Origin of the sequence: Veillonella sp. VA141 (assembly GCF_003992175.1) — a bacterium.
GTDB lineage: Bacteria > Bacillota > Negativicutes > Veillonellales > Veillonellaceae > F0422.
On sequence record NZ_RQVM01000001.1, the window covers coordinates 184,766 to 204,046 of the forward strand.

Sequence of the window (19,281 nt, forward strand, 5' to 3'; positions counted from 1 at the left end):
GCTCATTATTTCCTATAGAACTCCCTTAATTATACTCTATTGCAGATTTTTGCACAAATTAGAATTCCATAAAGGATTCATTTATAGGATTACAATCGTCGCTCCTGCACCACCTTCATCTAAACTAGCTAGGTCATAACTTTTAATACCTGGCAAGGTCCTTAAATAATCATGAACTCCAGACCGTAAAGCTCCCGTTCCTTTACCATGAACAATACGCACCGAATTTAATCCAGCTAGTATAGCTTGGTCAATGAATCTTCCTACTTCTACAATAGCTTCATCCACAGTTCTACCAATAATATTTAACTCAGTAGAAGCTTGTTGTTGACGAATGACCGCCATACCAGATCGTTTCCGCTGACGATTGGACATAGGTACAGGATTTTCTTTACGCAATAAGGCACTGGCTTCCTCACGAGTGGCTGCTAATAAATCCTTTTCTTTCACAGTCACTGTCAGTCCATTCATGTCAACTTGAATCCGTTTTCCTTGAATAGCCAATATAGTGCCTAAAGATTGTAAGTTATCTAGGAACACAACATCGCCTACTTTTACCTTAGTCACATCTAAAGGATCTCGTTTTTCAATAGTCCCTGTTGGAACAGCTACATTGGATACGCCTTTTCTAGCTTTAGATATAGCATCCTGACGTTTTTGCTTGTCCGTTTCATTAAAAGAACCTTTTAACTCTTTAATGATTTGTTCACTTTCAATACGAACAGATCGTTTCATATTTTGCGCTTCTTCTCGAGCTTTTTCTAAGATGACCTTTTTCTTATCTTGTAATGCTTTTTTATCACGCATCACTTGGGTACGCATACGGCGCACTTCTTCTTGTTCTTTTTTCAAAGCTCGTTCCCGTTCTTGCGTTTTTCTAAGCTCTTGATTTAAGTCACGAAGCATATCTTCCATAGCACTACGTCCATTCAGTTCCCATTGTTTGCGAGCTAAGTCCACCACATCTTGCGGTAATCCTAAGCGTGCTGCAATGCTAAGTGCATGTGAACTACCTGCTACACCAATATGTAATCTGTAGGTTGGTCGCAATGTACGTTCATCGAACTCCACATGAGCATTTTCAATACCTTCCGTTTGATACGCATAGGTTTTCAACTCATTATAATGCGTGCTCACCATCATGAGTGCTCCTTTTTTACGGAAGTATTCAATGATTGCAATCCCTAAGGCACTTCCTTCTTCTGGATCCGTACCAGAACCTAATTCATCTAGTAATACTAAATCATTTGGTCCTACCTTTTTCAGTATCCGAATTACCTGCGACATATGGGCAGAGAATGTACTCAAACTGGCTTCAATGCTTTGTTCATCTCCAATATCTGCATAGATATGGTGAAAGATTGGTAAAGCAGATCCGCTGTCAGCTGGAATACATAAGCCACTTTGATTCATTAACGCCAACAATCCCAATGTTTTTAGAGACACTGTTTTACCACCAGTATTGGAACCTGTAATCAACAAAATACGATACTTCGTCCCTAAAGTGATGGTAGTAGGAACTACCACATTCGGAGCTAGCATAGGATGACGCGCTTGTAGTAAGTTCACTTCTCGACCTTGACTAATGATGGCACGGACAGCTTTCATCCGTATGGCTAATTCTGCTTTTCCATAGACAAATTCTACATGGGATACACGTTTACATGCATCTAATAATGTGTCTGCATGAGTTCGTACCAACTCTGTTAATTCTTTGTAAATACGAAGTACTTCTTGTTCTTCTGCCAAGATAGCTTCTTGTAATTCATTATTTAAGTCTACCAACCGCATCGGCTCAATATATAAAGTGGCACCTGTAGCAGATCTATCATGAATAAGACCAGGAAATGCTCCTCGATATTCTTGTTTTACAGGAATGACGTAACGATTATTACGCATAGTAACGATAGCTTCTTGAAAGTATTTTTGATTATCCTTATCCTGTAATATTCGCTGTAAATCATTTTTAATAGCATTCTTTGTACGACTCATGGTCATTCGCAACTGTTGTAGTTTAGGTGTAGCGCCATCCAGTAACACACCATAGGCATCAAAAGTTCGTTCAAAGCGCTTGGTCAGCTTATCATGACTTGGCAAATCCTGTACCCACAAAGATAATAATGGGTAGAGCAGATACTTTTCTTTAAAAAAACGATGCATCCGATTATATGCCAAGATAGTAGTATGCAAGTCCCAAAGCTCTTCACGAGTCAAAATAATTTCTTTACGACTTTTCGTACAAGTTGTACGAATATCTTTCGTGCCACTGATGGGTTGCTCCACTTCTTGCTCTAAGGAGCGCATAGCTTCCACGGTTTCATCTAGGGCATCTTCAATTTTTTGACGGTTGTGCATAGGTTGCAAATTCAGTGCATATTCTTTAGCTATGGCAGAGGAACACACATCTGCCAGCTTTTGCCGTATATGTTGAAAGTCTAAGACTTGTTCACTATTCATTATGATTCCCCTAATATTCCTTTAAAAAAATGTCCCCGTGTGATATGAGTAGCTCCTTCTTTGCTCGGTGCTTCCACAGCCCCCTCTAGTAATTGACGATACATACTCACCTCTTTAGCAATCCATTTAGGACTTCGTTGTCTTCCGTCAAGGACTAGACGTTGTAACCTAGAACGTCGTAAGTCATCGATATAGCTTTTCATATCTAACTCACGGCTATTCATAATATGGGTACGACAGAATGGATCTGTATAAATTGGAAATAGTTCACCCTTTCTATCCTGCAAAGCATAGTCTTGTTTCGTACACACCACAGGACAACCTCGTTTATAACCTGTACCGGCAAAACTGCTGATAGGACAATACTCAGAAATCATCAATTCTACACGGCCTTGCACAATAGCTCCAATAGGCATAATATTTTTACTTGCCATCGTATTCATTTGATGTAAGGTAGCCTCTAAGGACACATTGACAGTACTAAATCCTAAGTCATTAAGTATGCCCAAGGTGTGAGAGTTAAAGATTTGCAATCCTGTATCACCTTCCACCACACCTGTATATCCCAGTTGATGTAATATTTCCAAAGCCCCCAAGAAATGTACTCGAATCCCATCTGGATTGGCTTGTACCATATGGGCTACCATATCCCTAAAGGCTATACTTTCATTATCCTTAATCACCCTTGGGGTACTAAATATAATTTCTTTGTTAGCCTCACGACACATTTGTACAGCTTCTTCATATACAGGATATGCTACTGGGATTCTGTGTAATGGATCGCCAAACACAATACGGTCTACTGGCGTCATGATTGCCTGCTGCAGACCTTCTAAGGAATCCACTAAGATTTCTAATTGTTTTGTATTAGATTCTAGGGTATGCGCCTGTGTAAATCCTAACACCTGTCCTACTGTTTTTGTCATGTCTCCTAATAATTCCATCCCTGTGGGCAAGTTCGCTTTACGTGCTTCCCATGATGCCACGTATTGTTCTATTAGCAATTCTTCCATAGCCTCCACAGCATTTCTACGAAGACTATTTAAGACACTGCTAGGCCACATGAAAGAACCTTCTGGAACTGTCACATGATCTAACTCAAATAGAGTATTCCCTAACCGACCTAATTGTTCCGTAATTTTCTCCACAGAAGTAGGTTTGTGATTAGCCATTTGTAATACATATTCATCAGTGACGGTTACCGTTTGACCAGAAGCTAACATCATCGTCAATGACACAGTCCTACCTTCTTCGCCATCTAAAAACATATAGGATTTGTATTTACGAGTAAAATCTTTTAAGCCTCGTTGTTTCGTATATCCCCCTTGACTGGCACGATAGACCTTGCCTGCACTAATACTTTCCGTAAGTGGAATCCGATACATATCACGATCGGAAGTCATATCCGCCGTCACCGTAATATAGTGCACATCTCCCGTATGGGCAATGACTTTCAGCAAGTCACCTTCCGCCACAGCCTCCTTAGTGCGCAAGGATAACGTACGGCCTTTAACCTGTCCTTCTCCCAAGTATTTCCCTAAATGGTTAGGCGCACTGATGGTCATCATAGACTTGGAACCATTATTTTCTAAATAAGCCGTAGAGAACCCACGATTAAATCCTTCTTCTAAGCGAGTAAAATCTGCCTCTGTGGCTTGTCCAGATCTATCGATGATAGTCCGATACGTACCGATGACTTCATGCACATAGGATACCTTTTTCATGCGTCCTTCTACTTTGAATGAAGCTACACCTGCTTCAATGAGCTCTTTCATATACGCACTATAGTTTAAGTCCTTAGGGCTCATGATATAGGTCTCTTTATCATGAGTAATTTGTTCACCATCTAAAGTAACCAATTGGTATGGCAAGCGACATGGTTGGGCACAAGACCCACGGTTGCCACTACGTCCACCAATGAAACTACTCATCAAACATTGTCCAGAGTAGGAAATACAAAGCGCTCCATGAATAAACACTTCAATTTCAGCCTTCGCATGTTTACAAATATGACGAATTTCATCTAAGCTCAATTCTCTAGATAAGACAACTCGAGTAAACCCCAATCGTTCTAAAAATTGTACAGTCTCCAAATTAGTAGCTGTCATTTGTGTACTACCATGAAGCTCTAAGGTAGGCGCTACTTGACGCGCTATTCTTGCAACACCAAGATCTTGCACAATAATGCCGTCTACACCAATGCATTCTAGCTCCCGTAGATGCTCTGCTAAGGCTTTACTTTCACGGTCACCTACCAAGATATTCACCGTTACATAGATACCCACCTGTAATATATGGGCTAATCGCAAAGCCTCACGCAATTCATCATAGTCAAAATTTCCTGCATGAGATCGCGCATTAAAGACCTTACCGCCTAAATAAATGGCATCAGCCCCTGCTTCAAGGGCGGCCATAAAGTTTTCCATTGTCCCTGCTGGGGCTAATAATTCCATCACAACTCCTTATAATAAATCGGTCATCCCATAAGAGAGATGACCGATTGTTACATCCCGTAGGATTTACGTATTATCGTAAAGTGCAACCTTTGTCTGCTAATGTTGCTAACATCGCTTGGATTCTATCTTCAATATCAGCATCTACTAATGTACCTTCATGAGAACGGAAAGACAAGGTATACGCCAAGCTACGATATCCTTCTTGGATATGTTCCCCTTCGTATACGTCAAAGATACGAACACTCTCAAGATATTCGCCGCCTTCTTGTTTCATCACTTCTAACACATCAATAGCTTGCACATCTTTTGGTGCTACAATCGCTAAGTCACGACTAGTACCAGGGAATTTAGAAATTGCTGTGAAAGAAATTCCTTTGCGGTTCACTTGTAACAATGCTTCTAAATCCATTTCAAATAAATATGCTTTACCACTAATGTCATAATGACTTGCTACTTGTGGATGTAATTCACCAAAGCGTACTATTTCAACACCCTCTACGGAGATACTAGCACTTACACCTGGATGTAAATAATACTCTTTACTTCTACTAATTGCATAATTTTCAACACCAAGATTAGCGAGTACAGATTCAATGATACCTTTTAGATCATAGAAGTCTACATTTCTAGCCGGTACATTCCATTCTTGGCGATCCCATTTGCCTAGGATAACCCCTGCTGCCATCATCCGTTCGTTTGGTAATTCTGTAAGCGGCAATGCCTTAGGTTCGTACACAGCAGCCACTTCAAAAACGGCTAAATCTAAATTCTTTTGAGCTACATTGCGTTTTGCTGTTTCTAAGACGCTAGGTACTAAAGTAGTACGCATCACCGGAAACTCTTCGGAAATTGGGTTTAGAATAGGAATCGCTTGATGTCTGCTATCTGTTTCAGGAATTAACAAATCTTGCAAACTATCTTTATGCATGAAACTAAAAGTAATAATTTCATCTAAACCAGCTTCAGCCAAAGCATGTTTTACATCATGTACTAAGGCATGCATAGGAGATACTGTTCCCGTTTGGATTCGTGCCAATGGCGTAGTAGGTGCAATATTATCATAGTTGTGAATGCGTGCTACTTCTTCTGCAATATCTGGCATGCCTGTTACATCATCACGCCAAGATGGAATAGTAGCCACTAATGCCTCACCATCAACTTTCACGTCGAAGGATAAAGTTGTTAGGATAGTAATCATCTCTTCTTCTGCAATATTAGTACCTAAATACGAATTCACAGCTTCACTCGTAAAAGACACTGTCCGCACTTCTTTTGGCGCTGCATATACATCAATCACACCTTTTGCTACTACAGCACCTGGTGTAATATCCAACAACAATTGTGCTGCCCGATCTAAAGCTAGTGGTGTCACTTCGCTATTCACACCACGTTCAAAACGACCAGATGCTTCAGAGCGCAAGCCTAATGCACGAGAGGTACGACGAATAGAAGCTCCATTAAATACAGCAGCTTCCAATACAACCGTTGTTGTTTCATTGGATACTTCACTATCAGCACCACCCATGATACCAGCCACCCCTACAGGACGGTCAGTATCAGCGATAACTAGCATAGTGTTTGCTAATGTATGATCATTGCTATCCAAGGTTTGAATCACTTCTCCCTCTGTAGCTTTACGAGCCACTAAACTATGTCCATGAAGATGATCATAGTCGTAAGCATGCATTGGTTGACCTAATTCTAACATCACATAATTTGTTACGTCCACCACATTATTGATAGGACGAATACCGCAATTACGCAAACGATTTTGTAACCATAATGGAGATTTTTGAACTGTTACATTTTCGATTAAACGTCCCATGAAACGAGAGCATAGCTCTGTATCCTCAATGGAGATACTCAAACGACCCTCAATGGATGGTCCCTCTTCTTGTACGGTTACAGCTGGGAATGTAGCCTCTGTTTTATCTAATACGGCAAACTCACGGCTTAAACCAACCATGGAGAAACAATCTGCACGGTTTGGTGTTAATTCAAATTCGTAGACTACGTCATTAAGACCTAGCACTTCTTTTACATCTTGGCCAATAGCTGTGCCTTCCGGGAAGATATAAATACCAGTAGCTTCTTCTGGCAATACAACATCTGTAGATAAGCCAAATTCTGCTACAGAACAGAACATGCCTTCTGATGTTTGCCCACGAAGTTTACCTTTTTTAATTTCTGTACCATCTGCTAAACGAGATTTATGGTATGCCACAGGAACGATTTGTCCCACTGCCACATTGGTTGCGGCTGTTACGATTTGTTTCGTCACAGGCTCCCCTTCTTCTGTTAGGCATTCCACCTGACATACTTGTAATTTATCTGCATCAGGATGTTTTGTAATTTCTACAATTTTCCCTGTGTATATCTTTTTAATACCTGTATCACAGTTGATGACTTCTTCTACTGGAATCCCTGCTTGTGTTAAAGCATCTGTAAACTCTTGAGGATTTTCGCCGATATTCACAGATACATAGTCTTTCATCCATTGTAAACTAGCTTTCACGATAACCTCCTAGAATTGCGTTAAGAAACGTTTATCATTTTCATAGAATAAACGTAAATCATTAATACCATATTTCAACATTGCAATACGTTCTACACCCATGCCGAAGGCAAAACCTTGCACTTCATTAGGATCGTAACCATTCAATTTCAATACGTTTGGATGTACCATACCACAACCAAGAATTTCTAACCAACCTGTATGAGAACATACACGGCATCCTTCACCGTGGCACATGCAACAAGAAATATCTACTTCTGCGCTTGGTTCTGTGAAAGGAAAGAAACTTGTACGGAAACGTACAGCTGTATCTTCACCAAACATTTTTTTCAAGAACAATTCCAATGTACCTTTCAAGTCAGAGAAAGTAATATTCTTATCAATAACAAGCCCTTCTACTTGATGGAACACTGGAGAATGTGTAGCATCATAGTCCCAACGATACACTTTTCCCGGTGCAATCATACGGATAGGTGCATTTTTTTCACTACGTTGTAAGGTTCTAGCTTGCACTGGAGATGTATGAGTTCGAAGTAATACGGAATCTGTAATATAGAAAGAATCCTGCATATCACGTGCTGGGTGATCTGCAGCTAAATTCAAGCATTCAAAGTTAAAATAGTCTGATTCAATTTCAGGACCTTCTTCTACAGCATAACCCATGGACACAAAGAATTGTTCAATTTCTTCATTGATTTGTGTCAGTGGATGTAAATGACCTTTATGAACAGGACGGCCTGGTAAGGTAATATCAATGGTTTCTTGTTCTATTTTAGCCGCCAGCACAGCAGATTCCATGCGTTGCTGTACTGCTTCTAATGCTTCTTCCAAAGCCACACGCACTGTATTTACCAAGGCCCCCATAGTAGGACGCTCTTCTGGAGATAATTTACCCAATCCTTTTAATAAGGATGTAACTTCTCCCTTTTTACCTAAATAGGTAACACGAATATCTTGTAATTTCTGCAAGTTCGCAGCCCCTTGAATTCGGGCGATTGCTTTCTCTTGCAATGCTTGCAATTGTTCTTTCATTGATTCCTATCCTCCAACTATTCTTCATCTAACAACGACCATGGCAATTCTGGTAATACCAAATCGTCAAGAACCATAAAAGTTCCACTTCCCATATAGACAAGTTCTCCCATATCATTATACAAACGACAAGATGTAACCATCGTACTCTGCCCTTTGTGCTCCACATTGGATACACCACGGATTCTTGCATTTTTCGGCAATGATTTCACAAAATTACCATTAATTTGCGCCGTTGTCACTTGCTTTCCTAGTGTAATACAAGCCAATCCCATTAGATAATCTGATAAACTCAAATGTACCCCACCATACACATCGCCTCGTGGATTACTGTGCAATTGATCTTCACTGTGAAAATCTAGTTCCACATGTCCTGGTGACACATTCTTAAGTGTGACATGATGTAGCACCTCAAAAGGATGTGAACTTGTATGCTCTTGAAAGTATTCTAATAATGTTCTATGTTCCATATAGCTAACCTTTCTAAGCTTATCTTTTTATTATAGAGGAAAGTCTACCTCATTATCAATAGATAGCTTAGAAATCCTTGATTAAATCTAATAATCCTTGTTCATCCATGACAGGGATACCCAATTGTTCTGCTTTCGTTAGTTTACTACCTGCATCATCACCGGCAATGACCAAAGTAGTTTTTTTACTGACAGAACCTGTTACCTTCGCTCCATGAGCTTCTAGGATTGCCCCTGCTTCAGAACGTCCCATGGAAGTAAGCTTACCAGTCAATACAATGATCTGTCCTTCCAGTTCATTGCCAACGGCTTCTTGCACTTCCTCTTCTAACCGTACTCCCGCATGACGTAACCCTTCAATCAATTGGCGATTTCGTTCATTTCCAAAATATTCTACCAAACTTTTCGCCATGGTAGGTCCTATTTCATCAATATTAGTCAACTCATCTATGGTGGCATTCATTAAGCTATCAATGGAAGTAAAGTATTTCGCAATGGTTTGCCCTGCTTTTGCACCAATTAAACGTATACCCAGTCCAAATAACACTCGACCTAAGCCGCGTTGTTTAGAATCGTCAATCGCTTTTAGTAAATTTTGGGCCGACTTTTTGCCCATTCGCTCTAAGGATGTAATATCCTCTTCCTTCAAATGATACAAGTCCACTACCGTTTCAATACGATGATTTGTCACTAGCGCTTCTACAATACTAGGACCTAATCCATCAATGTTCATGGCATCACGGGATGCAAAGTGAATGATACCTTCCTTCTCTACCGCTGGGCAATGTTCATTACTACAATAAATAGCCACTTCTCCTTCACGGCGCACCGTAGGAGATTCACACACCGGGCAAGCATTGGGCATTTCATAAGGCACAGAATTCGATTTTCGTTTATCTACTACCACAGAAATTACCTCTGGAATGATTTCTGCAGCTTTATGAATACGTACCGTATCACCAATACGAATATCTTTTTCTTTAATAAAGTCTTCATTGTGTAAAGTTGCCCGTGATACATTCGTTCCGGACACAAACACAGATTCTAATTCTGCAGTCGGCGTTAACACCCCTGTACGCCCTACATTGATTGTAATATCTTTGACTATGGTCTCCACTTCTTCTGGTGGATACTTGAAGGCCGTCGCCCATTTGGGATCCTTCGCTGTGGTCCCCAATGTCTCTTGGTCTTCAAAGTCATTTACTTTTATCACCATACCATCTGTATCATAAGGCAAATTGTGACGTTCTACATCCCAGTAATGAATATGTTCCACAACCTCTGCTATGGATTGACACACTTTATAGTGAGGATTGACATGAAATTTAAAAGCTTCGAGTTGCTCTAATAATTCCTGTTGTGTATGTATGTTAGATCCTTCTGATGAACCAATCGCATAGGCAAAAAAGTCTAAATTTCGGCTTGCCGTAATAGCTGGGTCTTGTTGGCGCAACGATCCTGCTGCGGCATTACGAGGATTTACAAACGTTTGCAAACCTGCTTCTTCTCGTTCTTCATTGATTCGTTTGAACTCCTTATGCGGCATATAGGCTTCTCCACGAATTTCAATGAAAGGAGGCGCATTGTCAATGATTAGTGGAATAGACTGAATGGTTTTTACATTCGCTGTTACATCTTCCCCTACACGACCATCACCACGTGTGACCGCACGTACAAAGAGACCATTTTCATAATGTAAGTTAACCGCTAAGCCATCAATCTTTAATTCCACTACATATTGCGGCGCGTGACCCAACTCTTTTTCACAACGCACCCCAAATTGTTCTACTTCAGCATCATTAAACACATTGCTCAAGCTAAGCATTCGTTGTCCATGTACTACTTTTTCAAAGCTTCCTTCCACCTTGGCTCCCACACGTTGTGTAGGAGAGGTCGGCACAATATACTCTGGATGTGCTGTTTCTAACTCTACTAATTTTCGATATAATACATCATAGTCATAGTCAGAAATAATGGGAGCATCTTTCACATAATATAAATACGCATGATGGGCTAATTCTTTTTGTAATTGTTGAATGTCTTCTTGAATACTCATTGTATGATTTCCTTATTTTTTTCGTATAGGAGCGAACTTAGCCATAATTTGTCGCAATCCCTGTGTAGGGAACTCAATTTTTAATTTTACATTGGCCCCTTCACCAACTACATCCACTACAGTTCCTTCACCCCATTTAGCATGGATAGCAGTATCTCCCACAGTCCAATCTACTACTTGTGGATTTCGAATCATAGGTTTTGTAACAGGTCGATTCGCTACAGATTGATGAAATGGTACATTTCGTTGTAATTCTTCCTTCACAGTTCGTTTTGTCCGTACTTCTTCCATGAGTTCGCTAGGAATTTCTTTCAAAAAACGAGATGGTAAATACCCTGTAGTTTTACCAAATACAGTCCGTGTAGTGGCATTGGATACATATAGCTCTTCTTCGGCTCTCGTAATCCCTACGTAGGCAATACGGCGTTCTTCTTCTACTTCCTCAGGATTCATCAAGGTACGACTATGCGGAAATAATCCTTCTTCTAAACCAGCTAAGAATACCACGGGGAACTCTAGTCCCTTTGCAGCATGCAAAGTCATTAACGTCACTTTGGATTCTTCTTGTTCAAAGGAATCTACATCATTCACCAATGCTACTTGCTCAAGAAAGTCTTGTAAAGTACCTTCTGGATTTGTATCCATAAACTCTTTGGCTACCGACACCAACTCACCAATATTTTCCAGCCGAGCTTGGTCTTGTGGGTCTGTACTATTCTCTAGTTCCACTACATATCCAGTCCGATCTAGTACGGCCTCAATAATACCTTGTACGGAAAGCTCTGTAGCCTCGTTGACTAAGGTAAAAATTAAACCCATAAAATCTTCTAACTTTTCTTTCGTTTTACCTTTTATAGTAGGAATTTGGTCCAATTGACTCAATGTCATAAATAGTGAATTATTCGTTTCTCTTGCAAAATCCTGTAATTTACCGACTGTAGTTAATCCAATACTACGTTTTGGCACATTAATAATGCGTTGCAAGCAGATATCATCAAAGGGATTGATTAAAATACGCAAGTACGCCAAAATATCTTTGATTTCTTTACGATCGTAGAACTTAGTACCCCCCACCATAGTGTAAGGAATACCGCGTTTGATCATAGATTCCTCAAGTACACGCGATTGGGCATTCGTGCGATATAAAATAGCCATCTCTCCATAACTACGATTATGAATTTCCTTTTGTTTTTTGATGGTATCTCCTATGAAAGCTCCTTCTTCTTGTTCAGATTGAGCTTCAAAATGACGAATTTTGGCACCTTCACCTTTATCTGTCCACAGTACTTTTTCAGGGCGCCCCTCATTGTAATCAATGACCGCATTAGCCGCCTCTAAAATTGTTTTCGTAGACCGGTAGTTTTGCTCTAATTTAATAAGCTTTGCCTTAGGATAATCTTTTTCAAAGTCCAAGATATTTTGAATATCAGCACCACGCCAAGCATAGATACTTTGATCCACATCACCTACAACGCATAAATTATTCCATTTAGAAGCTAATAAAGATGCTAATGTATACTGTGCATGGTTTGTATCTTGATACTCATCGATCATAATATAACGGAAACGATGACTATACTTTTCTAGTACGGCTGGATTTTCTTGTAATAATTTAACCGCTACTATCAATAAATCATCAAAATCTAAAGCATTATTTTTTCGCAATTCGGCTTCATAATAATCGTACACCTTAGACACTTGTTGTGAATAAAAGTCACGAGCTTCACTGCGGAAATCCTTAGCTAATTTCATTCTATTTTTTGCATCGCTAATCTGTGATTGCATAGCCCCTACAGGGTAATATTTATCATCTAAATTTAGTGCTTTAATTGCTTGTTTAATAACTGCTTGAGAATCACTAGAATCGTAGATGGAAAAGTTTTTACTATATCCCATGAAGGAATCTAGTTCAAAGCGTAAAAATTTAGCACAAAAAGAATGGAATGTACTAAGCCAAATACGGTGTGCTGTATCCCCTACTAAGGTTTCCACACGTTCTTTCATTTCTTTTGCTGCTTTATTGGTAAATGTGATGGCTAAAATTTCATAGGGGCTTACCCCTTGTGTCAACAAATAGGCGATACGATATGTTAACACTCGTGTTTTACCTGATCCAGCACCAGCCAATATAAGAAGAGGCCCTTCAGTTGCGTATACTGCCTCTTGTTGCTCTTTATTTAAACCGTCAAATATCATAATACCTCTCTTGCATATAACAAGGGTGCGCTGTGTTTCACTACAACGCACCCCCTATTATAGATTAGCCTTTCATAGCACCCACAATTGGTGGTACTACTTGTTTTTTACGGGATAATGTATGTTCTAAATATACTTCATTGTCCACAGGTTGTGCATTAAATGCGGCTGCTACCACATCATTCGCATCTCCAACAAAGATTAAGTTTGTTGCTTCTGTTAAGATATTTGTAATCATCAGGTAAGAAGCGCTGTAATTATTGGCACTACGCAATGTTTCCATAGCTTTTAACAAGCATGCTTTACGACCCAAAATATCTGTAGTATCCATTACTTGAATTTGGCCAATACTGATGATTTTGCCATTTGCTTCAAATTCTTTTAAATCTGTACGCACGATTTTTTCATCGGAATAATCAGATACATCAGAACCGGCTTTCAATAATTCCATACCATATTCTTCTAAGTTAACACCAGCAATAGTTGCTAATTTTTTAGCCGTTTCTTTATCTTTTTCAGTGCAAGTAGGAGAACGGAATAATACTGTGTCAGAAATAATGGCAGATAGCATTAAGCCAGCAATATTTTTAGGAATCTCTTGGCCATATTGCCAGTATAAATTAGCAAGAATTGTACAAGTACATCCTACAGTTTCATAATGAATAAAAATAGGATTGTCTGTTACCAACCCACCAATACGATGATGATCGATATTTTCGATTAATTCTGCTTCTTCGATATCGTCAATAATTTGTACTTTTTCATTGTGGTCCACAAGAACAACTTTTGTTTTTTGCTTTGGAGCTTCTACATTAGAACGAATGATACCTAAGTATGTACCATTGTCTACTACAGGATATCCACCGATGTGGGAATTAGCTTTGAAGTCACGTAATTTCGTTTCTTTGCTAATCACTTGGCAAGAAGTTTTTGTGCAAATCTCACCAGCTGTTACATTCACATTGCCACCCATAGCACCTTCTAAAGCATCAATTAAGCGTTGTGCCGTAATCGTACCCACATAAGTAGTACCATTTTCTACCACTGGAATGCGGTTCATTTCATATTGTTTACGCCATGCTAACACATCTTGTAACGTTGCTTTTGCATCGACTGCTGGAATTGTTTCTAGTACATCTTCTACTGTTACAGCAAAAGAAGTTACAATTTCTGGATGTTCAAAGCCAAAATACTTTAACGCAAAAGATGTTTCTTTATTAGCTTGACCCGCACAAATTGGTTGTGCTGGAAAGCCCATTTGATTTTTTAAATTTGCATAGGAAATAGCAGAACAAATAGAATCTGTATCTGGACTCTTATGTCCTGTTACTAAAATTGTATCTCTTAACATAATGTCACCTCTTATAATCACCACTTGAGTTATTTATTAATGTTTCTTTATTATACCATAATTAGGTATAAAATGCATACAAAAAAGACCTCGTAAACAACAGTTTACAAGGCCTTCTCATTCGTTTCTATTACGCATTTTTAGAAACTACTTGTTCTCCTTTGTAAGAACCACATGTTGGGCAAACGCGATGCGGCATCATTGGTTCGTGACATTGTGGACAAGCTACATAACCAGGTACTTCTAATTTCCAGTTAGCACGACGACGATCTCGACGGCATTTGGAAAGTCTACGCTTTGGTACTGCCATTATCTGCACCTCCTTAACATAATCACTAGGTATTAATCATCATTTTCTTCCTTCAGCAATGTTCTTAGCACTGCTAATCGAGGATCTACCACAAAGGATTCACAAGAGCATGGTGAAACATTTTGATTAGCTCCACACTGAACACACAATCCTTTGCAATCATCCTGACATAACACTTGAGAGGGCTCATTGATGATTAATGTTTCCCGAATGGTCTCCGTTAGATCGATTTCTTCCCCATCGAAAGAAATCACATCACCGTCTCCACTGTTGGAATGTGTAACACCAAAAGTCTCTTCAAATGGAACAGTATGGGTATAATTAGTATCGGTTAAGCATCTTGAGCACTCATATTGTCCATTTGTTGTTATGGTACCATTCACCACATAATGTTGACCATCATAACGAAGCTCACCACTAATGGTTATATCATGACGGCTCCAAGGAAAAGCAGATACGTCACCAAGATCATCACCTGATGTCGTACATAGAAAAGGGACTACCCGTCCAATCTGTTCTTTTGCTTGCTCTACTTGCAGTTTCATAATTTTACCTCGACTATACTATTATAGCTACCTATACTATCTTTGTCAAATACTAGCCCTATATGTTGTTGAGTATTCAGAAAACTCATACAAGACTTAGCAATTAACTCTCATGTGAAAAAGAGCTCTCCTATAGGAGAGCCCTTATGTATGTGGATTAATTTATCGAAAAATTAATTACATTTCTTCGAATTGGTCTTTACCAACCCCACAAACTGGGCAAAGGTAATCAGCTGGTTGATCTTCGAATTTAACGCCTTCAACAGCTTCGTCATAAACCCAACCGCATACTACGCAAACGTATTTTTTATCCATTGTGTGCACCACCTTTCGTACTATAAGATTTGTCTCAGATACTTTATCTATAATCAGTATACCACTACAATCGAAAACTTTCAATATATTCTCAATCATTTTCTATGTTATTTTTAGATACCTATTTGCAAACTATGCATAATAGGGACATATTATATCATGATATCTACATTTAGCAAATCTACATCTATTACCATCGACGGCTCGCACCGCCACCACCGGAAGATCCACCGCCGAATCCACCGAAACCTCCACCGCCTGAACGGCCAGAGCCACCACCTCGACTAGAAGCCAATACCCATAATAAAGATTGTGTAATAGCGCCACCAAATACAGTGAAGTCCAAAATGAGTAATAAGAGAATACCTCCACCTATAAGCAACATTTGAAAAGGCGTTAATTCCTCTACATTTTGTGTTTCATAGGTACGACTTCCATCAATGGTGATACCGTACTCTTTAGCCGCTTCACCTACTAAGATAGCATAGGTATTTACTACTCCTTTACTTATTTGACCTTGTTTAAAATACGGTATGGCATAGTCATCTAAAATTTGGCCCGCTTTGGCATCATTGATTGCACCTTCTAAACCATAGCCAACTTCAATACGCATTTGTTTATCTTTAAGGGCTATCAAGAAAAGAATACCATTATTTTTATCCTTTTCACCGATGCCCCAAGAACGAAACACCTTGTTTGCATACTCTGTTACATCCTCACCATCTAAAGTAGGGATGATCAGAACCGCGATTTGAGCCTTTGTCTTTTGCTGTAACTCAACCCCCATACGATTCATCTTCTGAACATCTTCTTTAGTCAAGGTCCGTGTTTGATCCAAAATATACCCATTTTTTTGTGGACTCGGTACATCTAAGGCAAAAGCAGATAGGTTACCCAAAAATAAGACTATTGTTACAAATAAAGCACTGAGAATAGTAGTCCATGTATATTTTTTTCTCATCCTACCTCCTCATGAAAATACCCTTTTATATCGCACTATAACTTAATTCCTTGCAACGATACATAGTCATTGTAAGAACATATGTTAAAAGGATTAAAATTGCACTTTCGGTGCACTTTGCGCCCCTTGGTCTGCTTCAAAATATGGTTTCACCTGAAAGCCCATAGGACTAGCGATGATGGATGTAGGTAAGGTACGAATCTTCATATTATAGGCTTGTACACTGCCATTATAATCCTTACGTGCTACTGCAATACGATTTTCTGTACCTGCTAATTCATCTTGTAAAGCTCTGAAATTAGCATCTGCTTTTAAGTTCGGATAGTTTTCTACTACCACTAACAAACGACTTAGGGCGCTACTTAATTCTTGGTTCGCTTTCGCCGTTTCTTCTACTGTTTTGGCACCACCTAATTTTGCCCGTGCATCTGCTACTGCTTGAATTGTTTCTTTCTCATGGGTCGCATAACCTTTTACAGTATTCACTAAATTCGGAATTAAATCAGATCGACGTTGCAACTGCGTTTGCACTTGTGCCCATTGCCCATTGACTTGTTCTTCCGTTTGTACTAATCCATTGTAGGAACTAAATATCCAAATCAGAAGTACACCTACAATACCTAAACCAATTAACCATGACTTTTTCATAAGTCCTCCTTTACACTATAATTCTTATATACCTAATTTGCCATAATATACATGAGCTTTATAGATAACTTTTTTAAGCCTAATAAACTCATATACAAGCATATCACTATTTTACATTCATTAAAATACACATATGTATTGGGATCATTTTAATATCATATATGCACCATGTGCCACATATCTCTTAGTGATAAGCTTAGTTATATTATACATTGTTTTTATCATCTTTTACAGCAACTATATTTTTTCATTCTATTAAGCTATAATGAAAGCATGTTGAAAGCTCCAGTGATTTAAATAAATGAATCACTATTCTATATAGGAGGAATTATGAAAACTAGTTTAACAGAATTATTAGGCATTCAATATCCTATTATTCAAGGTGCTATGGCTTGGACATCTGAGCACACCCTTGCGGCCGCAGTAGCCAATGCTGGTGCTACTGGTGTTATCGCTACAGGCGGTCGTGACACAGAATGGGTTCGCCAAGAAATCCGTCAATGCAAATCCTTAACTGACAAACCATTCGGTGTAAACTTAATGTTAATGGCACCTAACTTAGATGATATCTTAGCCGTTATCGTAGAAGAGAAACCTGCTTTTGTTACCTTAGGCGCGGGCAATCCTGTTCCTTTCATCGAACCATTACACGCAGCAGATATCAAAGTAATTCCTGTGGTTCCGAATGTAAAATTGGCTAAACGTGTAGCAGCTGCAGGGGCCGATGCCATCATCATTGAAGGTCAAGAAGCAGGCGGTCATATTGGTACACAAACAACGATGGCCTTGCTAGAAAATGTTGTGCCAGAAGTTGATATCCCTGTGATTATCGCTGGCGGTATTGTAGATGGTCGTGGACTCGCTGCTGGTCTTACTATGGGTGCAGCTGGCGTTCAAATGGGCTCTCGTTTCATCTTAGCGGAAGAATGTAAAATGCATCAAAACTGTAAAGAAGCTATTATCAACGCTACAGATACTGACTCCACTGTGACAGGTCTTACTTTCAATCACGGAGTACGTGGTCTTAAAAGTGAATTTACAGCTCGTTATTTAGAAGCTGAATACAGTTGTGCCCCTAAAAGTGAATTGACAGCTATGGCAATCGGTACAAATAAAAAAGCTGCCGTTGATGGAGATACTGTAAACGGCGTTGTTCAAGTTGGTCAAGGTCTGAACCGCTTAACACAAGTAGAGCCTGCGAAAACCATCGTAGAATCCGTTGTAGCAGAAGCCAAAGAAGCGATTAAAAAAGCACAACAGTTTATCTAAACCATACATATATCTTCTACTAGTATCATTTATACCATTTACATCCCCTTGGCTTAGTACCTTAACCCAAGGGGATTCATTAAATAACACTATCGTATACAAAATAATATAGGAGGTTTCTATGTTACCATTTAAAGGAAAATACCCAAAATTAGATCCAAAAAGTCACGCTATGCCAGGTGCTGAGCTTGCTGGCGATGTAGAACTAAAAGAATATGCCTCTGTATGGCAAAATGTATCTGCTCGCGGAGATGTCAATAAAATTATAGTAGGCCGCTACTCCAATGTACAAGACAATTCTGTACTTCACGTAGACGATGACCACGCTTGTATCCTTGGTGACTTTGTAACCATTGGTCATAGTGCTATCATCCACGCCTCTACCCTAGAGGACCACGTATTAGTGGGTATGGGGGCTATCGTTCTTAGCCGTTGTCACATCGGCCGTGGCTCCATCATCGGTGCGGGCGCTCTCGTGCTAGAAGGCACAGAAATTCCACCCTACTCCCTAGTTGTAGGTAGCCCTGCTAAGGTCATTCGTACAGACGAAACAATGATTACAAAAATCCACAACCAAGCTGTGAAATACAAAACACTGTGGACTAAAGAATATGGATTTTTACCAGATGCTGATGGTGAAGTGTGGGATCCTAGCCAAACTATTGTATAAAATAATTCAATGAATTTTTATAAAAAGAGC

The 19,281-nt window shown here is 39.4% G+C and carries 15 protein-coding genes; 2 read left to right on the plus strand and 13 right to left on the minus strand.

The window, feature by feature from the left end; genetic code table 11:
* Positions 1–81: 81 nt before the first annotated feature.
* The 13 genes from EO112_RS00885 to EO112_RS00945 form a co-directional block, all read right to left on the minus strand.
* A complete protein-coding gene (locus EO112_RS00885; RefSeq protein ID WP_127162498.1) occupies positions 82–2,457 on the minus strand; it encodes an endonuclease MutS2 in 2,376 nt (791 codons plus the stop codon).
* Positions 2,457–4,910, minus strand: a complete 2,454-nt coding sequence (locus EO112_RS00890) for a DUF3656 domain-containing protein (RefSeq protein ID WP_127162500.1) — start codon at positions 4,908–4,910, stop codon at positions 2,457–2,459. The genes EO112_RS00885 and EO112_RS00890 overlap by 1 nt, the downstream gene beginning before the upstream one ends.
* Positions 4,911–4,983: 73 nt before the next feature.
* Positions 4,984–7,428, minus strand: a complete 2,445-nt coding sequence (gene pheT / locus EO112_RS00895) for a phenylalanine--tRNA ligase subunit beta (protein WP_127162502.1) — start codon at positions 7,426–7,428, stop codon at positions 4,984–4,986.
* A gap of 9 nt (positions 7,429–7,437) precedes the next feature.
* Positions 7,438–8,460 carry a phenylalanine--tRNA ligase subunit alpha gene (pheS, locus tag EO112_RS00900; RefSeq protein ID WP_126940243.1) on the minus strand — a complete coding sequence of 341 codons (1,023 nt, stop codon included), beginning with the start codon at positions 8,458–8,460 and terminating at the stop codon, positions 7,438–7,440.
* A 17-nt stretch (positions 8,461–8,477) separates the two neighbouring features.
* Positions 8,478–8,930 (minus strand): PaaI family thioesterase, encoded by a 453-nt coding sequence (locus tag EO112_RS00905; RefSeq protein ID WP_127162504.1) that lies wholly within the window; start codon positions 8,928–8,930, stop codon positions 8,478–8,480.
* Between the two features lie 67 nt (positions 8,931–8,997).
* The gene (gene ligA / locus EO112_RS00910) at positions 8,998–10,986 is read right to left on the minus strand and encodes an NAD-dependent DNA ligase LigA (RefSeq protein ID WP_127162506.1); all 1,989 of its coding nucleotides are present in this window, start codon (positions 10,984–10,986) and stop codon (positions 8,998–9,000) included.
* A gap of 12 nt (positions 10,987–10,998) precedes the next feature.
* Positions 10,999–13,182 (minus strand): DNA helicase PcrA, encoded by a 2,184-nt coding sequence (gene pcrA, locus EO112_RS00915; RefSeq protein WP_127162508.1) that lies wholly within the window; start codon positions 13,180–13,182, stop codon positions 10,999–11,001.
* 64 nt (positions 13,183–13,246) lie between these two features.
* Entirely contained in the window at positions 13,247–14,533 is a 1,287-nt protein-coding gene (locus tag EO112_RS00920; protein WP_127162511.1) for a manganese-dependent inorganic pyrophosphatase, read from the minus strand.
* Between the two features lie 130 nt (positions 14,534–14,663).
* The gene (gene rpmF, locus EO112_RS00925; RefSeq protein ID WP_009354192.1) at positions 14,664–14,843 is read right to left on the minus strand and encodes a 50S ribosomal protein L32; all 180 of its coding nucleotides are present in this window, start codon (positions 14,841–14,843) and stop codon (positions 14,664–14,666) included.
* Between the two features lie 32 nt (positions 14,844–14,875).
* Positions 14,876–15,388, minus strand: coding sequence for a DUF177 domain-containing protein (locus EO112_RS00930; protein ID WP_009354204.1), 513 nt, complete (start codon positions 15,386–15,388; stop codon positions 14,876–14,878).
* A gap of 177 nt (positions 15,389–15,565) precedes the next feature.
* Positions 15,566–15,703, minus strand: coding sequence for a rubredoxin (locus tag EO112_RS00935; protein ID WP_009354175.1), 138 nt, complete (start codon positions 15,701–15,703; stop codon positions 15,566–15,568).
* A 190-nt stretch (positions 15,704–15,893) separates the two neighbouring features.
* The gene (locus EO112_RS00940) at positions 15,894–16,664 is read right to left on the minus strand and encodes a YgcG family protein (RefSeq protein ID WP_127162513.1); all 771 of its coding nucleotides are present in this window, start codon (positions 16,662–16,664) and stop codon (positions 15,894–15,896) included.
* A gap of 93 nt (positions 16,665–16,757) precedes the next feature.
* A complete protein-coding gene (locus EO112_RS00945; RefSeq protein WP_009354181.1) occupies positions 16,758–17,312 on the minus strand; it encodes a LemA family protein in 555 nt (184 codons plus the stop codon).
* A 330-nt stretch (positions 17,313–17,642) separates the two neighbouring features.
* Here EO112_RS00945 and EO112_RS00950 point away from each other — a divergent pair, with 330 nt between their 5' ends.
* Both EO112_RS00950 and EO112_RS00955 read left to right on the plus strand, forming a co-directional pair.
* Entirely contained in the window at positions 17,643–18,581 is a 939-nt protein-coding gene (locus EO112_RS00950; RefSeq protein ID WP_009354199.1) for a nitronate monooxygenase, read from the plus strand.
* A 121-nt stretch (positions 18,582–18,702) separates the two neighbouring features.
* The gene (locus EO112_RS00955; RefSeq protein WP_009354177.1) at positions 18,703–19,251 is read left to right on the plus strand and encodes a gamma carbonic anhydrase family protein; all 549 of its coding nucleotides are present in this window, start codon (positions 18,703–18,705) and stop codon (positions 19,249–19,251) included.
* Positions 19,252–19,281 lie beyond the last annotated feature (30 nt).

Excerpts from the sequence above, each read along its gene's own strand:
- rpmF (WP_009354192.1), bottom strand. The coding sequence starts at position 14,843 with ATGGCAGTACCAAAGCGTAGACTTTCCAAATGCCGTCGAGATCGTCGT.
- EO112_RS00955 (WP_009354177.1), top strand. The coding sequence starts at position 18,703 with ATGTTACCATTTAAAGGAAAATACCCAAAATTAGATCCAAAAAGTCAC.
- EO112_RS00935 (WP_009354175.1), bottom strand. The coding sequence starts at position 15,703 with ATGGATAAAAAATACGTTTGCGTAGTATGCGGTTGGGTTTATGACGAA.
- EO112_RS00885 (WP_127162498.1), bottom strand. The coding sequence starts at position 2,457 with ATGAATAGTGAACAAGTCTTAGACTTTCAACATATACGGCAAAAGCTG.
- pheS (WP_126940243.1), bottom strand. The coding sequence starts at position 8,460 with ATGAAAGAACAATTGCAAGCATTGCAAGAGAAAGCAATCGCCCGAATT.
- pcrA (WP_127162508.1), bottom strand. The coding sequence starts at position 13,182 with ATGATATTTGACGGTTTAAATAAAGAGCAACAAGAGGCAGTATACGCA.
- EO112_RS00940 (WP_127162513.1), bottom strand. The coding sequence starts at position 16,664 with ATGAGAAAAAAATATACATGGACTACTATTCTCAGTGCTTTATTTGTA.
- ligA (WP_127162506.1), bottom strand. The coding sequence starts at position 10,986 with ATGAGTATTCAAGAAGACATTCAACAATTACAAAAAGAATTAGCCCAT.
- EO112_RS00905 (WP_127162504.1), bottom strand. The coding sequence starts at position 8,930 with ATGGAACATAGAACATTATTAGAATACTTTCAAGAGCATACAAGTTCA.
- EO112_RS00890 (WP_127162500.1), bottom strand. The coding sequence starts at position 4,910 with ATGGAATTATTAGCCCCAGCAGGGACAATGGAAAACTTTATGGCCGCC.
- EO112_RS00930 (WP_009354204.1), bottom strand. The coding sequence starts at position 15,388 with ATGAAACTGCAAGTAGAGCAAGCAAAAGAACAGATTGGACGGGTAGTC.
- EO112_RS00950 (WP_009354199.1), top strand. The coding sequence starts at position 17,643 with ATGAAAACTAGTTTAACAGAATTATTAGGCATTCAATATCCTATTATT.
- EO112_RS00920 (WP_127162511.1), bottom strand. The coding sequence starts at position 14,533 with ATGTTAAGAGATACAATTTTAGTAACAGGACATAAGAGTCCAGATACA.
- EO112_RS00945 (WP_009354181.1), bottom strand. The coding sequence starts at position 17,312 with ATGAAAAAGTCATGGTTAATTGGTTTAGGTATTGTAGGTGTACTTCTG.